This window comes from Mesonia oceanica (assembly GCF_902499555.1).
Lineage (GTDB): Bacteria > Bacteroidota > Bacteroidia > Flavobacteriales > Flavobacteriaceae > Mesonia > Mesonia oceanica.
This window is the reverse complement of sequence record NZ_CABVMM010000009.1, coordinates 13,675-36,846: the sequence shown is the minus strand read 5'-3', so window position 1 is coordinate 36,846 and position 23,172 is coordinate 13,675. Positions and strand designations below refer to the sequence as shown.

At 35.3% G+C, this 23,172-nt stretch carries 26 protein-coding genes; 14 read left to right on the top strand and 12 right to left on the bottom strand.

Translation table 11 applies throughout. From position 1 onward, the window contains the following. The first annotated feature begins 38 nt into the window (after positions 1-38). Genes FVB9532_RS11670 through FVB9532_RS11655 form a run of 4 tightly spaced genes read left to right on the top strand, consistent with a single transcriptional unit; the run spans position 39 to position 2,887 of the window. Positions 39-446 carry a BLUF domain-containing protein gene (locus FVB9532_RS11670; protein WP_150545358.1) on the top strand — a complete coding sequence of 136 codons (408 nt, stop codon included), beginning with the start codon at positions 39-41 and terminating at the stop codon, positions 444-446. A gap of 52 nt (positions 447-498) precedes the next feature. Next, a complete protein-coding gene (gene rpe / locus FVB9532_RS11665; RefSeq protein WP_150545357.1) occupies positions 499-1,158 on the top strand; it encodes a ribulose-phosphate 3-epimerase in 660 nt (219 codons plus the stop codon). Continuing rightward, on the top strand, positions 1,145-2,131 hold the full coding sequence (locus tag FVB9532_RS11660; RefSeq protein WP_228482321.1) for a YpdA family putative bacillithiol disulfide reductase: 987 nt from the start codon (positions 1,145-1,147) through the stop codon (positions 2,129-2,131). The genes rpe and FVB9532_RS11660 overlap by 14 nt, the downstream gene beginning before the upstream one ends. Before the next feature lie 9 nt (positions 2,132-2,140). After that, on the top strand, positions 2,141-2,887 hold the full coding sequence (locus FVB9532_RS11655) for an NYN domain-containing protein (protein WP_150545356.1): 747 nt from the start codon (positions 2,141-2,143) through the stop codon (positions 2,885-2,887). Here FVB9532_RS11655 and FVB9532_RS11650 read toward each other — a convergent pair. Next, positions 2,884-3,708, bottom strand: coding sequence for a zinc-dependent peptidase (locus FVB9532_RS11650; protein WP_150545355.1), 825 nt, complete (start codon positions 3,706-3,708; stop codon positions 2,884-2,886). The genes FVB9532_RS11655 and FVB9532_RS11650 overlap by 4 nt on opposite strands. A gap of 87 nt (positions 3,709-3,795) precedes the next feature. On the opposite strand from FVB9532_RS11650, the gene FVB9532_RS11645 reads away from it, so the two are divergent. Genes FVB9532_RS11645 through FVB9532_RS11635 form a run of 3 tightly spaced genes read left to right on the top strand, consistent with a single transcriptional unit; the run spans position 3,796 to position 7,178 of the window. Continuing rightward, the gene (locus tag FVB9532_RS11645) at positions 3,796-4,926 is read left to right on the top strand and encodes a M20 metallopeptidase family protein (RefSeq protein ID WP_150545354.1); all 1,131 of its coding nucleotides are present in this window, start codon (positions 3,796-3,798) and stop codon (positions 4,924-4,926) included. Beyond that, on the top strand, positions 4,923-6,071 hold the full coding sequence (alr, locus tag FVB9532_RS11640) for an alanine racemase (protein ID WP_228482320.1): 1,149 nt from the start codon (positions 4,923-4,925) through the stop codon (positions 6,069-6,071). The genes FVB9532_RS11645 and alr overlap by 4 nt, the downstream gene beginning before the upstream one ends. A 54-nt stretch (positions 6,072-6,125) precedes the next feature. Then, positions 6,126-7,178: a flavin-containing monooxygenase gene (locus FVB9532_RS11635; protein ID WP_150545353.1), complete on the top strand. Its 1,053-nt coding sequence runs from the start codon at positions 6,126-6,128 to the stop codon at positions 7,176-7,178. Positions 7,179-7,369: 191 nt separating this feature from the next. Here FVB9532_RS11635 and FVB9532_RS11630 read toward each other — a convergent pair whose 3' ends face one another. Together FVB9532_RS11630 and FVB9532_RS11625 are read right to left on the bottom strand one after the other, a co-directional pair. Then, a complete protein-coding gene (locus tag FVB9532_RS11630) occupies positions 7,370-7,777 on the bottom strand; it encodes a DoxX family protein (protein ID WP_150545352.1) in 408 nt (135 codons plus the stop codon). 1 nt (position 7,778) lies between these two features. Next, positions 7,779-8,219, bottom strand: a complete 441-nt coding sequence (locus FVB9532_RS11625) for a hypothetical protein (RefSeq protein WP_150545351.1) — start codon at positions 8,217-8,219, stop codon at positions 7,779-7,781. Between the two features lie 69 nt (positions 8,220-8,288). Here FVB9532_RS11625 and FVB9532_RS11620 point away from each other — a divergent pair, with 69 nt between their 5' ends. Further along, positions 8,289-9,521 (top strand): BaiN/RdsA family NAD(P)/FAD-dependent oxidoreductase, encoded by a 1,233-nt coding sequence (locus FVB9532_RS11620; RefSeq protein ID WP_150545350.1) that lies wholly within the window; start codon positions 8,289-8,291, stop codon positions 9,519-9,521. Next, a complete protein-coding gene (locus FVB9532_RS11615) occupies positions 9,511-10,461 on the top strand; it encodes a bile acid:sodium symporter family protein (protein WP_150545349.1) in 951 nt (316 codons plus the stop codon). The genes FVB9532_RS11620 and FVB9532_RS11615 overlap by 11 nt, the downstream gene beginning before the upstream one ends. A gap of 11 nt (positions 10,462-10,472) precedes the next feature. On the opposite strand, the gene FVB9532_RS11610 is transcribed toward FVB9532_RS11615, so the two are convergent. From FVB9532_RS11610 to FVB9532_RS11590, 5 genes are all read right to left on the bottom strand, one after another. Next, positions 10,473-10,967 (bottom strand): hypothetical protein, encoded by a 495-nt coding sequence (locus FVB9532_RS11610; protein ID WP_150545348.1) that lies wholly within the window; start codon positions 10,965-10,967, stop codon positions 10,473-10,475. A gap of 9 nt (positions 10,968-10,976) precedes the next feature. Beyond that, positions 10,977-11,303 carry a hypothetical protein gene (locus FVB9532_RS11605; RefSeq protein ID WP_150545347.1) on the bottom strand — a complete coding sequence of 109 codons (327 nt, stop codon included), beginning with the start codon at positions 11,301-11,303 and terminating at the stop codon, positions 10,977-10,979. Positions 11,304-11,517: 214 nt separating this feature from the next. Further along, positions 11,518-12,129 (bottom strand): FMN-binding negative transcriptional regulator, encoded by a 612-nt coding sequence (locus FVB9532_RS11600; protein ID WP_150545346.1) that lies wholly within the window; start codon positions 12,127-12,129, stop codon positions 11,518-11,520. After that, positions 12,129-12,650 (bottom strand): DUF421 domain-containing protein, encoded by a 522-nt coding sequence (locus FVB9532_RS11595; RefSeq protein WP_150545345.1) that lies wholly within the window; start codon positions 12,648-12,650, stop codon positions 12,129-12,131. Before FVB9532_RS11595 ends, FVB9532_RS11600 begins: the two co-directional genes overlap by 1 nt. Positions 12,651-12,725: 75 nt before the next feature. Next, positions 12,726-13,205, bottom strand: a complete 480-nt coding sequence (locus tag FVB9532_RS11590) for a TspO/MBR family protein (protein WP_150545344.1) — start codon at positions 13,203-13,205, stop codon at positions 12,726-12,728. 98 nt (positions 13,206-13,303) lie between these two features. Here FVB9532_RS11590 and FVB9532_RS11585 point away from each other — a divergent pair, with 98 nt between their 5' ends. The 4 genes from FVB9532_RS11585 (at position 13,304) to FVB9532_RS11570 (ending at position 17,211) form a co-directional block, all read left to right on the top strand. Further along, entirely contained in the window at positions 13,304-14,386 is a 1,083-nt protein-coding gene (locus FVB9532_RS11585) for a diphosphomevalonate decarboxylase (RefSeq protein ID WP_150545343.1), read from the top strand. 22 nt (positions 14,387-14,408) lie between these two features. Next, entirely contained in the window at positions 14,409-15,347 is a 939-nt protein-coding gene (locus FVB9532_RS11580; protein ID WP_150545342.1) for a mevalonate kinase family protein, read from the top strand. A gap of 22 nt (positions 15,348-15,369) precedes the next feature. Continuing rightward, positions 15,370-16,278, top strand: a complete 909-nt coding sequence (locus tag FVB9532_RS11575; protein WP_150545529.1) for a geranylgeranylglycerol-phosphate geranylgeranyltransferase — start codon at positions 15,370-15,372, stop codon at positions 16,276-16,278. A gap of 99 nt (positions 16,279-16,377) precedes the next feature. After that, positions 16,378-17,211 carry a pseudouridine synthase gene (locus FVB9532_RS11570; RefSeq protein ID WP_228482318.1) on the top strand — a complete coding sequence of 278 codons (834 nt, stop codon included), beginning with the start codon at positions 16,378-16,380 and terminating at the stop codon, positions 17,209-17,211. 38 nt (positions 17,212-17,249) lie between these two features. On the opposite strand, the gene FVB9532_RS11565 is transcribed toward FVB9532_RS11570, so the two are convergent. From FVB9532_RS11565 to FVB9532_RS11550, 4 genes are all read right to left on the bottom strand, one after another. Beyond that, positions 17,250-17,669 carry an OsmC family protein gene (locus FVB9532_RS11565; protein ID WP_150545341.1) on the bottom strand — a complete coding sequence of 140 codons (420 nt, stop codon included), beginning with the start codon at positions 17,667-17,669 and terminating at the stop codon, positions 17,250-17,252. 118 nt (positions 17,670-17,787) lie between these two features. Beyond that, complete coding sequence (locus FVB9532_RS11560; protein WP_150545340.1) at positions 17,788-18,855, bottom strand: homoserine dehydrogenase family protein; 1,068 nt, start codon at positions 18,853-18,855, stop codon at positions 17,788-17,790. Continuing rightward, entirely contained in the window at positions 18,818-19,831 is a 1,014-nt protein-coding gene (locus tag FVB9532_RS11555; protein ID WP_150545339.1) for an alpha/beta fold hydrolase, read from the bottom strand. Before FVB9532_RS11555 ends, FVB9532_RS11560 begins: the two co-directional genes overlap by 38 nt. Before the next feature lie 3 nt (positions 19,832-19,834). After that, entirely contained in the window at positions 19,835-21,127 is a 1,293-nt protein-coding gene (locus FVB9532_RS11550) for an O-acetylhomoserine aminocarboxypropyltransferase/cysteine synthase family protein (RefSeq protein ID WP_150545338.1), read from the bottom strand. A gap of 781 nt (positions 21,128-21,908) precedes the next feature. Between FVB9532_RS11550 and metK the strand changes: the two genes are divergently transcribed. After that, entirely contained in the window at positions 21,909-23,165 is a 1,257-nt protein-coding gene (gene metK, locus FVB9532_RS11545; protein ID WP_150545337.1) for a methionine adenosyltransferase, read from the top strand. Positions 23,166-23,172 lie beyond the last annotated feature (7 nt).

The following is a 23,172-nucleotide window of genomic DNA, read 5'->3' as shown; positions in this document are numbered from 1 at the left end:
TAATCGGTTTTTTAGTACTTTAACCGAAAAACCAATGAATGCGAATTATTATTTTTTACGTAAGTAACGTAGGCTCTACTTTAACCCCTATGAAAATTCAAGAATTACTTTCTAAGAGCCAACAAAAAAATCACAAAAGAGGAATCTATGGAATTTTATTATTTTCAGAAGGAAATTTCTATCAGGTCATCGATGGTCCTACTGCCATAATAAAACAGCTTTGGGAAAAAATCAAAAAAGACGATAGGCATCATAGCATTATCAAAATCTTTGAAGAAAGAGCTCCTCAACCTTCCTTTGACAACTATCTTTGCGATTACATCTGTGAAAACGATGTTTTTCAATACGAAAATTTAAAAGAATTTTTTGATCACCTAAAATTGCTAGATGAAAAACTTAAAAATGCTGCAGAAGAAGTGCTCAAACAGTTTCTAAAATATCAATAAAAAATTAATCCATTATTTCTTAGTATTTTTGTAGTTCAATTAAACAAGAAAAATGGAAAAATTAATAGCCCCCTCTATTCTAGCAGCAGATTTCGCCAACCTTCAACGTGATATTGAAATGGTTAACGAAAGTGATGCAGATTGGTTTCATATTGATATTATGGACGGAGTTTTTGTACCGAACATCTCATTTGGGATGCCGGTCTTAGAAGCCATTAACCGCCACGCCGGAAAAGTAATTGATGTACATTTAATGATTGTAGATCCTGATCGATACATTAAAACTTTTGCAGAATTAGGTGCCGATATTTTAACGGTTCACTACGAAGCTTGTACACATTTACACAGAACTCTTCAAGCCATTAAAGCGGAAGGAATGAGAGCTGGAGTTGCCATTAACCCACATACCAATGTTGCGTTGTTAGAAGACGTAATTAACGATATTGATTTGGTTTGTATAATGAGCGTAAACCCCGGTTTTGGCGGTCAAAGCTTTATTGAAAACACCTACAAAAAAACCCGACAGCTTAAAGAAATTATCTTAGATAACAACGCTGCAACACAAATTGAGATCGATGGTGGTGTAACCGATAAAAATGCCAAACAACTAGTAGAAGCCGGAGCCGATGTATTGGTAGCCGGAAGTTTTGTTTTCAAATCTGCTACTCCAAAAGAAACAGTTAAAGAATTAAAAGAAATTGCAAACTCATAATTCAGGTAAAGATTTGTTAGACGTTGTAATTATTGGAGCTGGTCCTATCGGTATTGCTTGTGCCATTGAAGCCCAAAAAAGAAACCTTTCTTATGTGGTTATTGAAAAAGGTCCGTTGGTCAATTCCTTGTATAATTATCCGACCAATATGACGTTTTTTTCTTCTTCAGAAAAATTAGAGATCGATCAAATTCCCTTTATCAGTAAAAACGCAAAACCTAGCAAGGCTGAAGCCCTAGAATATTACAGAAGAATTGCGACTTCAAAAAAACTCGATATCCATTTATTTGAAAAAGTAAATTCAGTTAAAAAAAGTGGTGATTTTTATGAAGTAGAAACTAGCAAAGAAACCTATTCTTCTAAAAATGTAGTCATCGCTACCGGCTTTTACGACATTCCTAATTATATGAATGTAAAAGGAGAAGATTTACCTAAAGTCTATCATTATTATAATGACCCTCATTACTTTTCTAATCAAGATGTAATTGTAGTGGGCGCTAGTAATTCTTCTGTGGATGCCGCATTAGAAGTTTATAGAAAAGGTGGCCGGGTAAGCATGGTTGTGCGTGGAAAATCTATTGGTGAACGAGTAAAATATTGGGTAAGACCCGATATTGTGAACCGAATTGAAGAAGGGAGCATCAATGCTTATTTCAATTCTATTATTACTGAAATACGAGAAAACGAGGTGGATATTGAAGATGAAAACGGAAACAAAAAAACCTTAAAAAATGACTTTGTTTTAGCATTAACCGGTTACCGACCTAATTTTAAATTTTTAGAAGAAGTAGGAATTCAACTACGAGATAAAGAAAATAAAATTCCAAAATACGATCCACAAACCATGGAAACCAACTTAAAAGGAGTTTACTTGGCCGGAGTGATTTGTGGCGGGTTGGAAACACATAAGTGGTTTATAGAAAATTCACGTATTCACGCCAAGATGATTATGGAAAACATCTCTTGCAACTAAAAAACAACTATGGAAAATAAATTGGCAGTTCTAATAGATGGCGATAACATCCCGTCGGCTTACATTACAGAAATGTTACAGGAAATTGCCAAGTACGGTAATCCTACTATTAAAAGAATTTACGGTGACTGGACCAAGCCTCATCTTAACAAATGGAAAAGTGTTTTATTGGAAAATGCGGTAAACCCTATTCAACAATACGCTTATACGCAAGGTAAAAATGCAACCGATTCTGCCATGATCATTGATGCCATGGATATTTTATATTCCAATAAAGTAGATGGTTTTTGTTTGGTTTCCAGTGATAGCGATTTCACAAAACTCGCTACGCGACTTCGGGAAGCCGGTAAAAATGTAATAGGAATTGGCGAAAAGAAAACCCCAGAACCTTTTATTGTAGCCTGCGATAAGTTTATCTATATTGAAATATTAAAGAACCAGAATAAAGAAATCGAGAGCAAAAATTCTTCAAAATCAAAAGAAGATAAAAAAGACGATGTCGATAAAATTACACCGAAAGTCATAAAATTAATTGCTTCCACTATTTCTGATATAGCCGATGAAGATGGTTGGGCATTTTTAGGAGATGTAGGGAGTTTGCTTCAAAAAAAGCAACCCAACTTCGACTCTAGAAATTACGGCTTCCAGAAACTCACCCCAATGATTAATTCCATTAATAAATTTGAGGTAGAATCCCGCGAAAATCAGCATAACAACAACAGATTCAAATTGATTTACGTACGGAACAAAAATTAATATCCGTTAAAATTATAATTCAACATTTCCCTGATTTTACTATAAAATTCAGGGAATTTTTGTTTAAAAACGATAGGGCTTTCAATAAAATATTCCACTAAAACCGCTAAAAATTCAAAGCGATTGGTAAAGGCATATTTTCTAAAGTATTTAGTATCCTGCAAACGCTGCCGTATTTCATCATTCAACAATAGATTCACCAATTTTTTAGACGTATCTGCAAAAATGGTGGCACTAATATCGCTCTCTTTCATACTATTGATCTGAAGCACGTGAATAAACTCATGAATTGCCAAATTGATATTATCTTCCTCATCGGCAAAACCTTCCAGAAAATGCTTCCAAGAAAAAACCAATGCTTTTAAACGTGGGTTAAATTCGCCTTTATGGTGATTTTGAGTAATGGTAGAATAATAAATATCAGGATATACAAAAATTTTCTGTAGCGCAGGCAACAAAAAATCCCGCATCCCGAAAGTGAGCATCACTGCGGTTGCCGAAATATAGAGTTTCACTTCTTTGGTAATTTCAAAGCCTTCCCTTGCTTCAAAAGATTTATCCTGCATAAAAGTAATCAGTCGATGCTGAAAGAACTTTTGTTGCTTAGCATTTAAGCGATTATAAAACGAAAAACGATTCTTAATAAACTTTTCTTCTTCATAAGTCAATTTCTTCAACCTAAAGTACAAATGAATGTAAATAGGTCTCTTGAAAAAATACATATAAACATGATCAAATAAAGAAATAGATTTCACCAAAATAATACCCACCAAAGCGACGAGTAAAAGAATAATAAGAATGGCAATGATAAATCCTTCCATAGAGAACTCCCGAATATACTTGAAAAATTTTAACCCTGTATTAACAAGACTTAACTTTTATTAACCGCAGAAAGTTTTATATTAAAAATGATGAATTTAGAAGAACTTAGAAAAACATTGCATCAACATCCTGAGGTTTCAGGAAAAGAAAAACAGACTTCGGTTTTCATAGTAAAGAAGCTGAAAGAAATTGGTGTAACACAAGTACACGAGAATTTTTCAGAATATAGTTTGCTTGCTGAAATAGACTTTAATTCTCCCGGAAAAACAATTCTTTTCAGGGCAGAACTGGATGCTCTTCCCATTGAAGAAACTAACCAATTTACCTACCAATCGAAAAATAAAAATGTTTCCCATAAATGCGGTCACGATGGACATATGACAATGTTGTTGGGCTTAGCTGAAAAACTTATTGAACACAGAAATGAATTTTCCGGAAAGGTTTTACTTCTTTTTCAATCTTCAGAAGAAACGGGAAAAGGAGCCAAAAATATTTTAAAAAGTAAAATTCTGGAAAAATTCAATATCGATTATGCTTTTTCGCTACATAACGTACCAGGCTATCCCTTAGGAAATATCATTACCAAACCCCAAACCTTTACACCTTCAGTAGAAAGTGTAGATATCGAATTACTAGGAAAAACAAGCCATGCAGGAATGCCATGGAAAGGGATTAATCCTGCTTCAGCCATTCGTGACCTTATCAATTATTTCACTTCCATTCATCAGCCTGATGTAACCCAAGAAAATTACTTTTTGGCAACGCCAATTTATATCCAAATGGGAGAAAAAGCTTATGGAACTTCCGCCGGAAAAGCTACCTTAAGTTACACGCTTAGAACAGGCGAACACAAAAAATTTGTTCAGCAGAAAAAAGAAATCATTCATCAAATAGAAAAAACCTGTCAACGGGAAAACCTCAACTTTTCTTTGCAATGGAAAGAAGCTTTTGAAGCTAACAATAATGATCCGGAAGCTTTTGAGCTCATTAGAAAAGCTGCTGAAGCAAATCAATATTCATTTACAGAAAAAGAACACTTTTTTAACTGGGGCGAAGATTTTGGAGCTTTTACCCAACAATACAAAGGAGCAATGTTTGGCTTAGGCTCAGGAGAAAACACACCGGAATTACATAATCCTGATTATGATTTTCCAGACCAACTCCTTCCCTATGGAATTAACATGTTTTACTCATTAAGCAAAAAACTTTTACAATGATCACCAATCACAGTTCGGTTATAGAATTAAACAGAAATGCCTTAGCCAACAACTTCAAATTCATAAAAAACCTTATCGGCGAAAAAGTTACCTTATCAAGCGTCATCAAAGGAAATGCTTATGGCCACGGAATCCAACAAATGGTTCCGGAATTACAATATTTGGGAGTGAATCATTTTTCCGTATTTAGTTCTTTTGAAGCTAAAATTGCCCATGAATCTTTAACCCAAGCAGCGACAATTATGGTGATGGGAGATATTGCTGAAGAAGATATTTCTTGGGTAGTTGAAAATAAAATTCAGTTTTTTATCTACAATATTTCTGGATTGCAGACTTTATTGAGGGAAGCGAAAAAACAAACGAAAAAAATTCATGTCCATATTGAATTGGAAACCGGAATGAACCGTCACGGTTTTGAGCAAAACCAACTTTTAGAACTCGTAGAAATCATTGAAGAAAATAAAAATTTAATAGAAGTTGAAGGAATCTGTACTCACTTTGCGGGTGCGGAAAGCAGTGCCAATTTTAAAAGAATTCAAGAACAACAACAAAGCTTTTTAAAAGGGATTGAGTTTTTAAAAATAAAAGGAATTGAAGCCAAAAAATTGCATACCTCTTGCAGTGCGGGAATTATCGCCTATCCGCAGTTTAATTTAGATATGGTAAGAATAGGGATTATTCAATATGGCTTGTGGCCCAGCAAAGAAAGTCAACTCACTTATAATGTAAAACATGAATACGAAACCCAATTGGAAAGTGTTTTAAGTTGGCGTTCCTCTATTATTGATATTAAAAATGTAAAAGCCGGAGACTTCGTTGGCTATGGAACTTCATTTTTGGCAGAAACCAATATGAAAATCGCTAGTGTTCCCGTAGGCTACGGTTATGGTTTTAGTAGAAGTTTAAGTAACACCGGAAGAGTATTGGTTAACGGAAAACGCTTAAGTGTCATAGGAACTGTAAACATGAACATGTTCCTTATCGACGTCACCAACATCGAGGTAAAAATTGGGGACACCGTCACCATTATCGGGCAAGATGGCGAACAATCTATAAACGTTTCTTACTTCGGAAATTTAAGTGAGCAACTTAATTACGAACTCCTTACACGCTTAGATAAAAGTATTCCTCGGGTTGTTGTATAAAAACTTGTTTTTCAGTATAAAAAAGGTTATCATACTCGCATAACTAACACAATTATGCGAGATTTTATAATTATTGGGGCTGCTCAAGCCGGACTTTCTATGGCTTATTATTTAAAGCAATTGGAGAAAGACTTTTTGGTAGTCGATAAAGAAAATGAAATTGGAGCAAGTTGGCTCAACCGTTGGGATTCTTTAACGCTTTTTACCCCTACAGAATTCAACCACCTCGCGGGAATGGATTTTCCTGCTGAAAAAGGCCATTATCCCAATAAATATGAAGTCGCTGATTATTTTAAAAGCTATGTCAAAAAATTTGACATTCCAGTTCAGCTAAATACGTTGGTGAAAAACATTAAAAAAGTAAACGGAAAGTTCATTTTAACTACGGACAATGCTACTTTAGAAACCAAACAAGTAATTGTTGCCACCGGACCTTTTCACATTCCTTATACTCCGCCTTGCTCGAAACATATTTCCTCGAATGTTTTTCAAATTCACAGTAATTATTATAAAAGCCCAAGTCAGTTGCAAGAAGGAGCTGCTATGGTGGTAGGTGCAGGAGATAGTGGCTTTCAAATTTTAGATGAAATTTCTAAAGACGGGAGAACAACTTATTTCTCTGGGGATACGAATGTAAAAACACTTCCGCAGGAAATATTGGGAAAAACACTTTGGTGGTGGTTTACCAAAACCGGTTTTTTAAGTTTTAGCAAAAAATCGTGGATTGGCAAACGTATAAGTCATTCTAAACAACCGGTGATTGGTACTGATGTTAAAGAGATTTTAAGTCGAAAAAATGTAATTCCTGTTGGAAGAACTAACGACGCAGATGAAGAAAACATTGAGACCGAAAAGCAAACCTTAACCAATGTAAAAAATATTGTCTGGGCGACCGGCTACCGACCCAATTTTTCTTGGATTGAAGGCCTAGAACTTGACCATGAAGGTTATCCCAAAAACAATCGTGGAATAAGTAGCATAAAAGGTTTGTATTTTATGGGCTTGCCTTGGTTGCACACACGAGGCTCTGCCACGCTTGGGGGAATTAAAAAAGACGCGGAATACCTTGCTATACAAATTAAAAAACAGGAATTACAACCAGTTTGATTTATAATCCCTGTCTTTTTTATTGTTGATGATCCACTATTATAATTAGCGTCATTCTTTGCTTGACACGGAATCTCTAGTATTGAAAAAAACAAAATCTTGAGGATGAGACCCTGAAACAAGTCCAACTTTCAGGCGGACAGGTTCAGGGGGAACGACACCTTGTTATGATTCATTTCGGAAATTCAAATCTATTTCTTTAAGAAAAAATGGTCTAACGAATATTTTCCACTTCCGGTTAACATCAACAAGATATAACTGAACAAATACAAAAGTGGCAATTCTTGATGAGACATCCCGTCTGAAGCATGCACTATAAATATAGCCACTAGCATCGTAATTAATAACGGAATGGCTGCTAATCTCGTCCCTAATCCTAAAATTATAAGAATGGAACATATAAATTCTGCAAATACCGTTAGTGCTAAACTTGCCATTTCACCAATTCCTATAGGATCGGCAAATGCGATTTTTTCTTCGCTAAAAAATTGCATTAATTTACCATAGCCATGTGGCAACATTAAGGCTGAAACCCCTACTCTAAAAATTAGCAATCCCAAATCTGTTGCCGGCAAACTTAAATTTGTTCTGTAAGCCATTTTATGAGGTTTTAGTTAATAATTCCTGAGCTTTTTCAATGCTTTTGTTTACTCTATCTTTCATTTCCTTTACCTCTTCTTTTTCCGCGGAAAGTATAGGTTCTCGTTTTTCATATTCTTCTTTAGAATAAGTAGTATCCACAAGTGCATTCGGGAACTTCTCTCCAAAATCTTTCATCCAAGTCATCATCAACTCATGAGCCTGCTTTAACTCTTGATTCACATTCTCGAACTCTTTCCCGATTTCTGTAGTGTCAATTTTAGTTTCGGTTTTTTCAATTAAAGAGGAAAGCGCTCCCATTTTGGGCATCACCTCATCGTGAACTACTAAAATTTCATCGATGCTCTCATCATAATGTTGCTTCTCTTTAGAGGCTTTTTGTTTTTCGCCACAGCTTACTAAAAGAATTCCGGCGAAAATAAATACAAGTGTTTTTTTCATTTGAATTAGTTTTATGGATAAAAATAAACAATTTTATCCCCAAAACAATCAAATACGTATTTTTGCGGAATGGTTCAACAGCGAGAAATACTTATTATTGGCGGCGGAGCAGCAGGTTTTTTTACGGCGATTAATTTAGCAGAAACTAAGGAAAACTTAAAAATCACCATTCTAGAACGTGGAAAAGAAGTTTTAACCAAAGTGAAAATTTCCGGGGGTGGACGCTGTAATGTCACACACGCAGAATTTATTCCGCAAGAACTCAGTAAAAACTACCCGCGTGGCGAAAAAGAATTATTAGGACCCTTTCATCAATTTATGACAGGAGACACCATTGCTTGGTTTGAGGAACGTGGCATTGAATTAAAAACGGAAGAAGACGGAAGAATGTTCCCCATAACCGATTCTTCGGAAACGATTATTGATTGCTTTCTTGCCGAAACCGAACGTTTAGGCATTGAAATTAAAACAAGCCATTCCGTTCAAAATATTGAAAAACACGAAAAAAACTGGTTAGTAAAAACTTCAAAAGGAGATTTTTCTGCTGAAAAAATTGTCATCGCTACCGGAAGTAACCCCAAAATCTGGAAACTGCTCGAGCAACTTGGCCATCAAATCATACAGCCGGTTCCTTCTCTATTTACCTTCAATATTCAAGATCACCGTATAAAAGATTTAGCGGGAATTTCAACTTTTGCACACATCAAAATTTTAGATGAAAAACTAGAAAGTGACGGTCCTTTACTTATTACACATTGGGGATTAAGCGGTCCCGGAATTTTAAAACTTTCGGCTTGGGGAGCACGCATTTTAGAAGCTAGAAATTATCATTTTAAAATTCAGGTGAATTGGTTAGGCTACACCACTTCTGAAGAAGTAATTGAGCAACTAAAGAAATTAAAAATTGAATTTGCCAAACAACAATTAACTACATACGCACAGTTTAATTTACCCAAACGTTTATGGTTAAGTTTACTCAATGCTACCAAAATTCCAGAAACCCAAAAATGGGCAGGGTTAAGTAAAAGGCAAATGCTTCAACTTGCCCGTGAATTAACCGAATGCCAACTCACCGTTAACGGAAAAAGCACTTTTAAAGAAGAATTTGTGACGGCCGGAGGAGTCGATTTAAAAGAGGTAAATTTTAAAACTTTTGAAAGCAAAATAGAGCCTAAGCTCTACTTGGCTGGAGAAGTGTTGAATATTGATGCGATCACCGGAGGGTTTAACTTTCAAAATGCGTGGACAGGTGGTTTTCTAGCTGCTCAAGCCATTTCAAAATCGATTGAAGATGAAGATTAATCCGTTTGTTATTTCCTTATTATTAGCCATTTTAGTTGCTTACCTCTTTCCGCAACTCGGAGATTTTGTGCCGCTAAAATTGATCACCGATATAGGCATCGGACTCATTTTCTTTTTCTACGGATTAAAACTCTCTGTTTCAGAATTAAAATTAGGAATGAGCAATTACAAACTGCATGCGCTTATTCAACTAACTACGTTTTTATTATTTCCGGCCTTGGTTTTTATCGCTTATCCTTTTTTAAAAGATACCGCTGCGGAAGATTATTGGTTGGCATTTTTCTTTTTAGCGGCTTTGCCTTCAACGGTTTCTTCTTCGGTAGTCATGGTTTCCTTAGCGAAAGGAAATATTCCGGCAGCAATTTTCAATGCTAGTTTATCGGGAATTATTGGAGTGATTATCACTCCGTTTTGGCTAGGCTTTTTCCTAGATGCTTCTGAAGGTTTTAGCTTTACCGATGTGTTTTTAAAACTGCTTTACCAAATCATTATTCCATTGGTATTAGGTTTTGCTTTACACCGAACCTTAGAAGCTTTTGTTAACCGTTACAAGAGCAAATTAAGCTTATTTGATAAATCAATTATTGTGCTTATTGTTTACGATAGTTTTAGCAAATCGTTCTTGGCCAATATTTTCAATGATTTAGATTTTTTAGATTTAGGCTTAATTTTACTTTGTGTATTGGCACTTTTCTTTGCCGTTTATGGCATGACGGGTTGGATTTCTAATCTATTTAACTTCAATAGGGAAGATAAAATCACCGCACGCTTTTGTGGTTCCAAAAAATCCTTGGTTCACGGTTCGGTAATGGCAAATATTATTTTTGGCAATTCTGCCGGCGCAGGTTTGTTTTTACTCCCCATTATGCTTTTTCATATAAGTCAGCTGATCTTGATTTCTGTTTTTGCTGAACGTTATGCAAAAGAAGTGGAAGATTAGTAAATATTCAATTAATTATATTCCTTCAAAAATAAATTAGCGATTTTTCTATCTAATTTAGCAGAAATGCAACCTGAAGTTTCAATTACATATTCTTCTTCCAGATAACATCGCCAACGAGTATTAAAAGTACTATCTAATGAATAAGCAAAAGAGTAAACGCTTCTAATTTGATTTCCTAGAATAACATATCTTTCATCAACTTCAAACCAATTAGAGCAATTTCCTGCTTCAAATTGATTAATAAAAATTTCATTTTCAGTTTGAGGTCCTTTTATTAAAGAATCTATTTTAAACTTAACATCTGTAAAACCGTCAGGGTAATCTGAATGTGTACTTTCTATTATCGTGCCTATCGCTATAAAATCCACACTTTCTTTTAAATTACAAATATTGTTTTCGGTATAATCAAAACAGGAGCAAAATACTGATTTACTTATAACTTTCTCTTTATTAGTAAAAGCTAAAAATGACAGACAGATTAAAAAAAATAAAAAAATTTTCAAAGTAAAAGATTAGGCTTGATGATCTTCTTTTAAAAATGCAGAAGCATTAAATTGAATTAATTTATTTCTTCTATAAAGATATAATAACGGTATAAGCCAAGGAAGAATAAACATGCTTAAAATCCAAAAGCCTTTATTGATTAATTCTTGCTGAAGCATATCGGCCATGATAATCACCCAAGAAACCCCTGAGATAAAAATACCAAAGGTTAATAGTTCCCCATTTAGCGGAAAATGCATGATTTTAAAAAACGTTCCCACCACTGTAAATAAGATTCCGAAAATCACCATTCCGCACACTAACTTTTTACTCACTTGAAGCTCTGAATTCGACATATCTTTATAAGTTTCGGATTAAAATACAAAAACAATCTTAAAAAATCAACTATTTTGTTAATATCCTCCTAATACATTAGAAGTTAAGCTATTATTTTTAGCGTCAGGGATGGCAGCGGTATGCTTTTTTGGATTGCTACCTACCACAGGAATTTACAAAAACCCTTCCTCCCGGAGGTAAGTAAAGCGAACGGCCAATCCAACAAATAATGTCCTACTTATTTTTAAAGTTTTCTTTTTTAATTTCTTCAGCTAGTTGATAATTTCCATTCTCTGATAGGTGATGAATTACCCGTTTTGCATCACTGGTTTTTGAACCCTGATGATGTTTGGCAATGGCTTTCACCTGGATTGGCTTTGCCCAAAAACCGGTTATTAACGGTAAATGTTCTGCTAATAGTTGCTTCGGTAGGTCTTTATAAAATAAGGGCTGGTGCTGATTTTCTTCAAAATGGTGTACCAACTTCTCTAACGAATTTTCTAACTCTTTTTTTGTTTGAAGGTGAATTTCTACAGACACATGTACTGCCGAATAGTCCCAAGTGCTAATATCTTTTTCAGCATACCACGAGGAAGAAACATAAGCCTGTTCACCTTGAAAAATCAATAAAGCTTTCGCTCCGTTTTTTAAGCCGGAAAACATTTCGTTATGTTTAGCTATATGGCTGTACAAGCTAAAATCTTTTGGTTTACCTTCTAACAATACGGGAATATGGGTAGCTTGCAGCGCTTGATTCTGCATTACAAAAGTCGCAAAGGGATGCTGTTGAATAAACTTAAAAATATATTCCGGATCTTGTTTTTTGTATTTTTGAGGTTGGTACATTAACGCTTGACGCCCGTTAACAATTCAGCTTCTAATTCCATATCGCTATTTTCTGCATGCAATACAGAAATATCTCCAGTGGCTTCAAATACTACTGCTTTCACTTGTGAAAATTTAATCACATTAGCTTCCCGCAATTTAGAATGTAAGTCTGCTTTAGTAACTTTTGCTTTTTTTAAATTCTCTTCCAGTATTTCTTGTCCATCCATTAGAAGCAAAGGAGAATTGTCGATCATTTTTTCGAAAAAAGAAAAACTCCTTAAAGAAGCAGCCGTCATTTGCAATACATATACAGCAATTAAACCCACAGCACCATCAACCACACTTACCGAAGAACTTAAAATGGTGGAGGCCACAATAGAACCTATGGCTACGGTAATGGCAAAATCAAAACTCGACATTTTAGAAAAACTTCTCTTTCCTGCAATTCGAGTGCATACAATAACTGCTATATAAATCCCGATCGCACATAAAATTATATTTAAGAGGGATTGCGGACTAGTTTGTAACCATTTATTCATTAGCTCTACTTTAAGTTCTAATCCTCTAAATTATACCAAACAGAAACCAATAACCTTGTCCTTAACGAAGATTTATTAATTAAGACGCCAAATTTCAAAATTCACAATAGCGGTATAGGCAATCCAAAAAGTATAGGGAATCAACAAATAAGCCGCAAAAGGTTTTACTACTTTAAACCATTTAACAGTAAATAGCAGAAGTAAAAATAAGGCTACAGTAAGTAAAAAACTTAGCATGAGCATTTTCAGTTCAAAAAAGGTAAGAAACCACGCTACCGTTAATAAAATCTGAAAGCCAAAATGATACAAGGCCGTTTTCACCCAAACATGATGCAAGCCCCTACTCCATACAATTCCGGCTGCAATTCCCATCAAGGCAAAATTAATCAACCATAAAGAAGAATATAACCAATCAGGGACCACAAAAGAGGGCTTATTAATTACTGCCAACCAGTCGTGCAACACACTTTGTATAGCGAGCGTGCTTAAAAAACCTAGAAGCACACAACCTAAGGTACTGGCTAAAATTTTCAAATAATTGGGCCTATTGTTCATAAGTTAGTTTAGTCGCGTTCTAATTTAGAATTATTTTTGAATTTCTACAACCACATCGCCTATCTAATCGTTTATATTTGCAGAAATTTTTTAAAGTGATGAGTATACAAGCCTTTGTTTTCCCAAAACCCAAAGAAAATTTAACCAAAGGAAAAGTTTCTTGGGAGTCACCCAGCAATATTGCTTTGGTAAAATATTGGGGGAAATATGGGGAACAACTCCCTAAGAACCCTTCAGTGAGCTTTACATTGAACAATTGTAAAACTACTACTACACTTGAATACCATCCTATCCCACCAACTGAAGATTTTTCTTTTGAAGTTTTTTTAGCGGGAGAAAAAGCACCTTCTTTTGAACCGAAAATCAAAAAATTCTTGGAACGGATTGAAGTTTATTTACCATTTCTAAAAGATTATCACTTTAGCATAAAAACTTCCAATTCTTTTCCACATAGCAGCGGGATTGCCTCTTCTGCCAGTGGAATGAGCGCTTTAGCTTGTTGTTTAATGAGTTTAGAACAACAATTCAATCCAGAAATTTCTTCAGCTTATTTCAAGAAAAAAGCCTCTTTCTTGGCCCGATTAGGTTCTGGGAGTGCTGCGAGAAGTATTGAAGGCGGCTTAGTGGTTTGGGGTGAACATCCAAAAATTGAAGATAGCAGTAATTTATATGGAACTTCCTACCCTTTTGAAATAAATGAAGTTTTTAAAACCTATCAAGATACCATTTTATTGGTAGATAAAGGGGAAAAAACAGTAAGCAGTACTGTTGGCCATAATTTAATGCACGATCACCCTTATGCCGAAGCACGTTTTCAACAGGCTTTTCAGAATTTAAAAAAACTACAACCGGTTTTTGAATCGGGAGATCTAAACACCTTCATCAATATTGTAGAAAGTGAGGCATTAACTTTGCATGCAATGATGATGAGCAGTAATCCTTATTTTATTTTAATGAAGCCCAATACGCTTGAAATTATTAATAAAATTTGGAACTATAGACAAGATACGAATTCTAAATTATGTTTTACCTTAGATGCCGGTGCTAATGTGCATTTACTCTACCCTGAAGTAGAAAAAACAGAAGTTTTAGATTTCATTAAGAACCAGTTAGTTGCACATTGTCAAAATGCTCAGTATATTTGTGATAATGTTGGAACGGGAGCAAAACAGTTAGCTTAAGTTTTCAGCCGAATAATTCATTATGAAAGGACCTTTATTTTATTCAAAAATTTTATTGTTTGGAGAGTACGGAATCATTAAAGATTCTAAGGGTTTATCTATTCCTTACAACTTTTATAACGGAGCTTTAAAGATTGATTCTAACCTGTCTGAAGCTCAGCAAAAATCAAACAATAACCTGAAGCGTTTCGCCGATTACTTAGGAGAACTGCAAATTAAGTTTCCTAATTTAGTTCAATTCGATTTAGAAGAATTAACGAAAGATATTGAAGGTGGAATGTATTTTGACAGTAGTATTCCCCAAGGTTACGGTGTAGGAAGTAGCGGTGCTTTAGTCGCTGCCATTTATGATAAATATGCATTGAATAAAATTACCGTTCTTGAAAATTTAAGTCGGGAAAAACTATTAAAGTTGAAGAAGATCTTCGGTGAAATGGAATCTTTTTTCCACGGAAAATCTTCTGGTCTTGACCCTTTAAACAGTTATTTAAGCTTACCTATTCTCATTAATTCCAAAGATAATATTGAAGCTGCAGGAATCCCTTCCCAATCAAAAGAAGGAAAAGGTGCGGTATTTTTATTGGACAGCGGAATGGTAGGGGAAACTGCTCCTTTGGTAAATCTTTTTATGGAAAACCTAAAACAAGAAGGCTTCCGTAAAATGCTGAAAGATAAATTTGTAAAACACACCGATGCTTGTGTAGAAGATTTTATGAAAGGTGATGTAAAATCACTATTCTCTAACATTAAGCAGCTTTCTCATGTGGTTTTAGATAACTTTAAACCCATGATCCCAAAGCAATTTCATAAACTTTGGAAAGAAGGCATCGATACTGGACATTATTATTTAAAACTTTGTGGTTCCGGTGGAGGCGGTTACATTTTAGGTTTTACGGAAGATATTGATAAAGCGAGAACAGCACTAAAAAATCATAACCTAGAAGTCGTTTATACTTTCTAAAACCCCTTCTCTTTTTATGGGGATGCTTTCACGTAAGAACAAACTGGTATTACTTAAACTGGCAAGTTTGTTTTCAGTGGTTCGCGGTTACAATATTCTTATTTTATTCATTGCGCAATATTTGGCTTCCATCTATATTTTGGCGCCAAACATGCCAATTAGGGACATCATTTTAGATGTAAATCTATTTTTATTGGTGATCGCTTCTACCTTTGCGATTGCTTCCGGTTACTTAATCAATAATTTTTACGACGCTGAAAAAGATTTAATCAACCGGCCACATAAAACCTTATTGGATAACTACATTAGTCAAAAAACAAAACTGGCTATTTATTTTACGCTGAATTTCCTCTCCGTAATTTTAGCAAGTTATGTATCGTTTAAAGCGGTAATTTTCTTTTCGGTATTTATCTTTTTCCTTTGGTTCTATTCCCATAAACTTAAAAAATACCCATTTATAGGAACTTTAGTGGCTTCCCTATTAGCCATTACCCCATTTTTTGTAGTCTTCGTGTATTACCATAATTTTGATATGGTCATATTTGTTCATGCTACTTTTCTATTTCTTATTATTTCCATTCGGGAATTAACCAAGGATTTAGAGAATTTAAAAGGTGACCTTACGCAAGATTACCGAACCATTCCTGTGGTTTACGGAGTAAAGTTTTCAAAAATAATTATTAGCTCTCTAGTAGCTTTAACACTTGTTCCCACACTTATTTTAATTTTCAAAAAATTTGAGATTGGCTATATGCATTATTACTTCCTGCTTAGTTTTATCTTGATGATTACATTTCTCTTTTTCCTATGGAAATCTTCTTCCAAACTTCAATACACCTTGCTACACAATCTTTTAAAACTAATTATTGTGATTGGGGTTTTTAGTATTTTATTAATCGATATTGATGTAGTTTTAAATAGGGTTTTATAACTATTTACCCTTAATCTATTGTAAATCAATATTTAATTATTAATTATACATTTTTAATAATTCATTTATTAATACGTACCTTTGCAAAAAATTTAAGCTATGGGCAATTTTAAGAAATCGGGAAAAGGAACTATGAAGCAAAAAAATAAGCCTTTCAAGAAAAAAAGCGAGAAAAAACCTCAACAAAAAATTGCGGTTGATAAACAGGTAAAAGACCCAGAAGCCGGCATGCGCTTAAATAAATACATTTCTAATGCCGGAATCTGTAGCCGTCGGGATGCCGATATTTACATCCAAGCCGGAAACGTTCGCGTAAATGGCGAAGTAGTTACCGAAATGGGGCACAAAGTAAAATTGACCGATGAAGTAAAATTTGACGGGAGAAGAATTAGTCCGGAGAAAAAAGAATACGTTCTTTTAAACAAACCTACCGGTTTTTACGTAACTGGAAGTTTAGAGCGTAACAACCGTACGGTAATGGATTTAATTGCCAACGCATCAAAATCTAAATTAGATCCGGTAGGAAAATTAGATACAAGTACCACCGGCCTTTTGCTTTTCACCAATGATGGGACGATGTCTAAAAACCTAGGAAGCACGAAAAAAAGAATCCGACAGATTTATCATGTTGAACTTAATAAAAGTTTAGAACAGGAAGATTTAGAAAGTATTCGTGATGGAAAGATCACCTTGGAAGATGGAAAAGTAACTGTGGATGAGATAAGCTATGTAGAGAATCGCCCTAAACGCGAAATTGGGATTGAACTACAAAGCACCCGACAACATATTGTACAACGTACCTTTAAAAAGTTAGGTTACGAAGTAGTAAAACTAGACCGCGTGGTGTATGGCGGTTTAACTAAAAAAGATTTACCAAGAGGTCGCTTTAGACATTTAACCCAACAAGAAGTGATTAACTTAGGGATGTTATAAAACAAAAAGACCGGAATTTAAATTCTGGTCTTTTTTGTTTAAATCTTATTTCCGTTTAAGAAAACTTCATACGCAATGGTTGCGGTTTTCTCTAGCATCTTTGCTACGGAACAATATTTTTCCAGAGATAAATCTACCGCACGACGGGCTTTATTTTCCGGTAAATCGCCCTCAAGTTTTATTTGTAAATCTATTTTTTCAAACACCTTGGGGATGGCATCTGGATTACGATAACCTTCTACCTCCATTTCTAAGTTGGATAATTCTAAATTTTGCTTTTTTAGAATATGAACAATATCAATACCGCTACAACCGGCAATCCCACGAAGCAATAAATCCATAGGACTTGAGCCTTGAGGATTTTCTACCGATTTATTATCTAAATGAACTTCATCGCCACGCTCATTAGTAGTGACAAAATGGAAATCGTTATTGAGGCGTTTTAAATGTACTTTCATCTTTTTCAGTTTTTATTCAAAGATAAGCATTCTAACTTTCCATTAGAAATTACAATCCGCAAACATTGGCTCTGGGATTAGTGGTAATTCAACAAAATAATTTTAGTTTTTAAAATAATTAAATTCGTTCAGCTAATTTGATAACATCACTCACCAAACCTCTTGCCGTAACTGCCGCTCCTGCTCCGGCACCTTGAATTACCAAAGGCTGGGTGCCGTAAGACTCCGTATAAATTTCAAATAACGAATCGGCTCCCTGTAGTGCTCCTAACGGATTTTCTTTTTGTGCTTTGACCAGTTTTACTTCTAAAACCTCATCTTCCACATCAAGTTCACCAATGTAACGCAAGACTTCATTTTCTTTCAATTCAGATTTCAACAATTGAAACTCTTCATCTAAGTCTGTAATTTGTTCTTGAAATGCGGTTACAGAATTGGTTTCGGTTAGATAGGCAGGCACTAAGTTTTTCACCACTACATCTTCTAAATTGTAGCTAAGCTGAAGTTCTCTACCCAAAATCAATAATTTTCTGGCTACATCGGTTCCTGAAAGATCGACACGCGGATCGGGTTCGGTATAACCTTTTGATTCAGCTAATGCGACTACCTCACTAAAGTTTTTGTTTTCTTCAGAAAAAGTATTGAAAATATAACTCAATGATCCGGAAAACACACCTCTAATTTTGGTGACTTTTTCTCCGGAAAGGTGTAAGTTTTTAAGAGTCTCAACTACCGGAAGACCTGCACCAACATTAGTTTCATATAAAAAATGTTTTTTATGTTCTTTTAAAACCTCTCTAAAGAACGCGTATTCATCGTAAGCTAAAGTATTGGCTACCTTATTGGCAGCAATAATATGAAAAGCGTTTTCTACTAAATTGGTATAATTGTTCACAAAATCTGCGGAAGCCGTAGCGTCGATTGCAACAACGTTTTTCCAATTTTTAGAGTTTACATAATCAATAATTTCTTCAACCTGATACGGTATACCAAAATCTTCAAAATTGGCTTTCCAGTTTTCACCGATGCCTTCATCCTTTACAAATGCAGTAGATGAATTTAGAATTATCGGAATTTCAATTTCCAGGTTTTGTTGTTTAAATACTTCTTGAGCTTGAATAATTTGATTAATAAACGTACTCCCTACCTTACCTATGCCAAACAAGATGAGCTGTATTTTTTTCATTGCTAGTTTTTATTTGTTGAAAAATGGGTTGTAATAAATTTGCGAGTTGTTGATGTTCGATTAAAAAAGCATCGTGACCGTGAATCGATTTTACCTCTCCAATCGTAACGTAAGGATGGTGCTCACTCAATTGAACGTAAGTATTCCAATTGTCTTCTGCTAAAAAGAATTGATCGGAATTCACGGTAATAATGTGTATTTGCGAACAGATTTGTTTCGCTACACTTAACCAATCACCAGTTCCTTTAGTAATATCTATGGTACTCAATAGATGATTCATCAATCGATATGCGGGTAGCTTATAGCGGTTTTTTAAAGCCTTCCCATGAAAATCTAACCAGTCTTGTACTTTAAAAGTATTCCCTTCTTTTTCTCTATTGAATTTTTGATTTAGCGATGCCGGAGTTCTATAAAACGTCATCGCATGGCGACGTGCATCTTCAATAGGCTCCGATGAATGACTAAGAATGGCTTCCTGAATGCTACAATTGGCCAACACCCAATCGTTGGCAGTATGATGTGTAGCTACAGGAATAATATGTTCTGCTAACTTTGGATGATGTACTGCCATATGCCAAGTAAGCGCACCACCAATAGAACAACCTATGATGGCGAATAGTTGTTCTATTCCTAATAATTGAAGGCCTTCTACAAAAAGTCGAGCCACATCATCTATCGTAAAATCTTTATAGTTGAAGAGCAGATCTTCTACATCCCCGCTATAGCCATTACCTGGAATATTAAAAGCCAATACGGTAAATTTATTTAAATCGATTGTTTTTTCTTCGCCTACAATTTCATTGAACCAACCGCTTTCTCCTACTAAAGTTGAATTTCCTGTAAGTGCATGATTCACCAACACTATGGGAGCTTCTCCCAAGGCTTGACCAAAAATTTGATACGACAAATCGAGATCTCGTGTAAAACCTTTTTCGGTTTTAAAATTTTCAACTGTGATGTACCTTAAACTTGCCATAATTTATTGCTGAACTAATTCGTGTGCTTTGACCAATGCTGCTTTTAAATCGACTTTTAAGTCATCGATATCTTCTAGACCAACACTCAATCGAATTAAGTCTTGTGTAACTCCCGTAGCGATTTGCTCTTCTTCTTTTAATTGCTGATGTGTGGTACTCGCCGGATGAATAATCAGTGATTTGCTATCGCCAATATTGGCTAACAATGAAAATAGTTTAGTGGTATCTGCAATGGTTTTTGCTGCTTCAAAACCTCCTTTAACACCGAAAGTCACGAGTCCGCTTTTCCCCTTTGGCAAATACTTTTCAGCCAATTCGAAGTAGTCACTAGTTTCCAAGCCGGGATAATTTACCCAAGCTACTTCTTCTTGTTGCTGAAGCCATTGTGCGATTTGAAACGCACTTTGAGAATGTTGCTTAATTCTTACTTCTAAGGTTTCTAAACCTTGAATAATTTGAAACGCATTAAACGGACTCAACGCAGCCCCGTGATCTCGCAAACCTTCTACTCTTACTTTAGCAATAAAGGCCGCTTCGCCAAGAGCCTCGTGGTAAACCAACCCGTGATAACCTGGAGAAGGTTCTGTAAATTCAGGGAATTTTCCATTGGCCCAATCAAAATTTCCGGCATCAATGATAACTCCGCCTAAAGCAGTTCCATTGCCATTAATGTATTTAGTAAGGGAATGGATAACGATATTGGCTCCGTACTGAATAGGGTTTAACAAACTTGGGGTTGCCACCGTATTATCAACAATAAAAGGAATTTTAGCTTGTTTAGCTTGCGTAGCAATAGCTTCTAAGTCTAATACATCGAGTTTAGGATTTCCTAGCGACTCCACAAAAACAGCTCTAGTGTTCTCCTGTACTGCTTTTCCGAAATTTTCGGGTTCATTAGGATCTACAAATGTAGTAGTGATTCCAAATCTTGGCAGTGTAACATTGAGCAAATTATAGGTTCCGCCATACAGGCTACTCGACGCTACAATATGATCTCCGGCTCTTAGCAAAGTAAGTAAAGCTGTATTAATCGCGGCAGTTCCTGAAGCGGTGACCACCGCTCCGATACCACCTTCGAGTGTAGCTAATCGCTGTTCTAAAACATCATTGGTGGGATTGTTTAAACGCGTATAAATAAATCCGGGTTTTGCTAAGCTAAATACATCGGCTGCGTGTTGTGAATCGTCAAAAACATACGAAGTAGATTGATACAAGGGAACGGCTCTTGTTCCTTTATTAATAGTTACATCGTGACCGGCGTGTAAGGCATTGGTTGCATTTTTTAGTGTACTCATTTTTCTGATTTTTAATTATTGAACATTGATTTTTTTTTGATTTTTGGACATAAAAAAAGTCCCTTTGGATCGCTATCACCAAAGGGACTTTAAGTTTGAAAACAATTAGCTTAAATCACAATATATGGCAATAACGTGGTGGATGCTGCATCATACGACACATCATCATTGGCATAGCCATCATCATTACGTTAGTTACCAAATTGAAATTCATTTTTAAATTATTTTTCTTTTTCATAGCACCTGCTAAAGCAGGATATTTTTCAAAACAAGGCATAAAAAAAGCCGCTGTGGTGACAGCGGCTCTATTGATTTATATGTTAAAATTTATGCAATAGAACACGCTGTGAGCTTTCGCCACATCATCATATTCATAGTGCACAATAAATTTTTCATTTGTTCTTGTTTTGTGATTACAAAGATAATGGTAGATTTTTTTAATATGCAAATAAAACCATCATTATTTTTTGCGTTAAGGATTGAACGCCTTGTTTGAGCTCTTTTAAATGAAGGCATTAGACTTTATTTAAAAAGCGAGTAGTGAAAGCCTGACCCGAATTTTTTAGTGAGGGAAACGCCCAAATTATAAAAAAACATCCTAGATTTCAAGAAATTAAAAAGTCGTTAAAATAGTGTTGCTTTTATGGCTTTTTCATAACTTTGCCGGAGAAAATAACAGGGAAAAATTTGACTGATTGCAACCCTTTAAAAATGCTAAAGCAGTAAATTACTTCTTTAGATTGAACTTCAATCAGCCTTCTTCCTTCTTAAAATAAAAATAATGGCTTATTTATTTACTTCAGAAAGTGTTTCTGAAGGACACCCAGATAAAATTGCAGATCAAATTAGTGATACTTTATTAGACAATTTCTTAGCCTTTGATGAACAATCTAAAGTGGCTTGTGAAACTTTAGTGACTACAGGACAAGTGGTTCTTGCTGGTGAAGTACGTTCGAACACCTATTTAGATGTACAACAAATTGCACGTGATGTAATTAATGATATTGGCTACACTAAAGGAGCTTATCAATTTAGTGGGGATTCTTGTGGGGTTATTTCTTTACTACACGAGCAATCTCCTGATATTAATCAAGGGGTAGATCGCGAAACCAAAGAAGAACAAGGGGCCGGTGACCAAGGAATGATGTTTGGTTATGCAACCACCGAAACAGAAAATTACATGCCATTGGCGCTTGACATCTCTCATAAAATGATGATTGAGCTGGCCAAGCTTAGAAGGGAAAACAAAGAGCTTACTTATTTACGACCTGATGCTAAAAGTCAGGTAACCATAGAATACAGCGACGATAATGTTCCGCAGCGAATTGTAGCGATTGTACTTTCTACACAGCACGATCAGTTTATGGAAGATGATGAAAAAATGCTTCAACAAATAAAAGAAGACATCATCAACATCTTAATGCCCCGTGTAATTGCACAGCTTCCGGAATATGTGCAAAAATTATTTAATGATGATATTACGTACCACATTAACCCAACAGGAAAATTTGTAATTGGAGGTCCGCACGGTGATGCCGGTCTTACGGGTAGAAAAATTATTGTAGATACGTATGGTGGTAAAGGTGCGCACGGTGGTGGAGCTTTTTCTGGGAAAGATCCTAGTAAAGTAGATCGTTCTGCAGCTTATGCTTCTAGGCATATTGCTAAAAATTTAGTTGCCGCCGGAGTTGCTGATGAAGTATTAGTACAAGTTTCTTATGCCATTGGTGTGGCCGAACCTACTTCTGTTTTTGTAGATACTTACGGGACTTCTAAAGTAGATTTATCAAATGGAGAAATTGCTTTAAAAGTAAAAGAAGTTTTTGATATGCGCCCGGCAGCTATTGAAGAACGCTTAAAGCTTAGAAACCCTATCTATCGCGAAACGGCCGCATACGGACATATGGGAAAAGAACCTAAAACTATTACCAAGATATTTGAAAGTCCGTATTCTGGTAAAATCACTAAAGAAGTAGAACTGTTTACTTGGGAAAAACTAGATTATGTAGAAAAAGTAAAGGACGTTTTTAATTTATAATTGGCCT

Coding starts and splice junctions, on each gene's coding strand:
- FVB9532_RS11670 (WP_150545358.1), top strand. CDS start 39: ATGCGAATTATTATTTTTTACGTAAGTAACGTAGGCTCTACTTTAACC.
- rpe (WP_150545357.1), top strand. CDS start 499: ATGGAAAAATTAATAGCCCCCTCTATTCTAGCAGCAGATTTCGCCAAC.
- FVB9532_RS11655 (WP_150545356.1), top strand. CDS start 2,141: ATGGAAAATAAATTGGCAGTTCTAATAGATGGCGATAACATCCCGTCG.
- FVB9532_RS11650 (WP_150545355.1), bottom strand. CDS start 3,708: ATGGAAGGATTTATCATTGCCATTCTTATTATTCTTTTACTCGTCGCT.
- FVB9532_RS11645 (WP_150545354.1), top strand. CDS start 3,796: ATGATGAATTTAGAAGAACTTAGAAAAACATTGCATCAACATCCTGAG.
- alr (WP_228482320.1), top strand. CDS start 4,923: ATGATCACCAATCACAGTTCGGTTATAGAATTAAACAGAAATGCCTTA.
- FVB9532_RS11635 (WP_150545353.1), top strand. CDS start 6,126: ATGCGAGATTTTATAATTATTGGGGCTGCTCAAGCCGGACTTTCTATG.
- FVB9532_RS11630 (WP_150545352.1), bottom strand. CDS start 7,777: ATGGCTTACAGAACAAATTTAAGTTTGCCGGCAACAGATTTGGGATTG.
- FVB9532_RS11625 (WP_150545351.1), bottom strand. CDS start 8,219: ATGAAAAAAACACTTGTATTTATTTTCGCCGGAATTCTTTTAGTAAGC.
- FVB9532_RS11620 (WP_150545350.1), top strand. CDS start 8,289: ATGGTTCAACAGCGAGAAATACTTATTATTGGCGGCGGAGCAGCAGGT.
- FVB9532_RS11615 (WP_150545349.1), top strand. CDS start 9,511: ATGAAGATTAATCCGTTTGTTATTTCCTTATTATTAGCCATTTTAGTT.
- FVB9532_RS11605 (WP_150545347.1), bottom strand. CDS start 11,303: ATGTCGAATTCAGAGCTTCAAGTGAGTAAAAAGTTAGTGTGCGGAATG.
- FVB9532_RS11600 (WP_150545346.1), bottom strand. CDS start 12,129: ATGTACCAACCTCAAAAATACAAAAAACAAGATCCGGAATATATTTTT.
- FVB9532_RS11595 (WP_150545345.1), bottom strand. CDS start 12,650: ATGAATAAATGGTTACAAACTAGTCCGCAATCCCTCTTAAATATAATT.
- FVB9532_RS11590 (WP_150545344.1), bottom strand. CDS start 13,205: ATGAACAATAGGCCCAATTATTTGAAAATTTTAGCCAGTACCTTAGGT.
- FVB9532_RS11585 (WP_150545343.1), top strand. CDS start 13,304: ATGAGTATACAAGCCTTTGTTTTCCCAAAACCCAAAGAAAATTTAACC.
- FVB9532_RS11580 (WP_150545342.1), top strand. CDS start 14,409: ATGAAAGGACCTTTATTTTATTCAAAAATTTTATTGTTTGGAGAGTAC.
- FVB9532_RS11575 (WP_150545529.1), top strand. CDS start 15,370: ATGCTTTCACGTAAGAACAAACTGGTATTACTTAAACTGGCAAGTTTG.
- FVB9532_RS11570 (WP_228482318.1), top strand. CDS start 16,378: ATGGGCAATTTTAAGAAATCGGGAAAAGGAACTATGAAGCAAAAAAAT.
- FVB9532_RS11565 (WP_150545341.1), bottom strand. CDS start 17,669: ATGAAAGTACATTTAAAACGCCTCAATAACGATTTCCATTTTGTCACT.
- FVB9532_RS11560 (WP_150545340.1), bottom strand. CDS start 18,855: ATGAAAAAAATACAGCTCATCTTGTTTGGCATAGGTAAGGTAGGGAGT.
- FVB9532_RS11555 (WP_150545339.1), bottom strand. CDS start 19,831: ATGGCAAGTTTAAGGTACATCACAGTTGAAAATTTTAAAACCGAAAAA.
- FVB9532_RS11550 (WP_150545338.1), bottom strand. CDS start 21,127: ATGAGTACACTAAAAAATGCAACCAATGCCTTACACGCCGGTCACGAT.
- metK (WP_150545337.1), top strand. CDS start 21,909: ATGGCTTATTTATTTACTTCAGAAAGTGTTTCTGAAGGACACCCAGAT.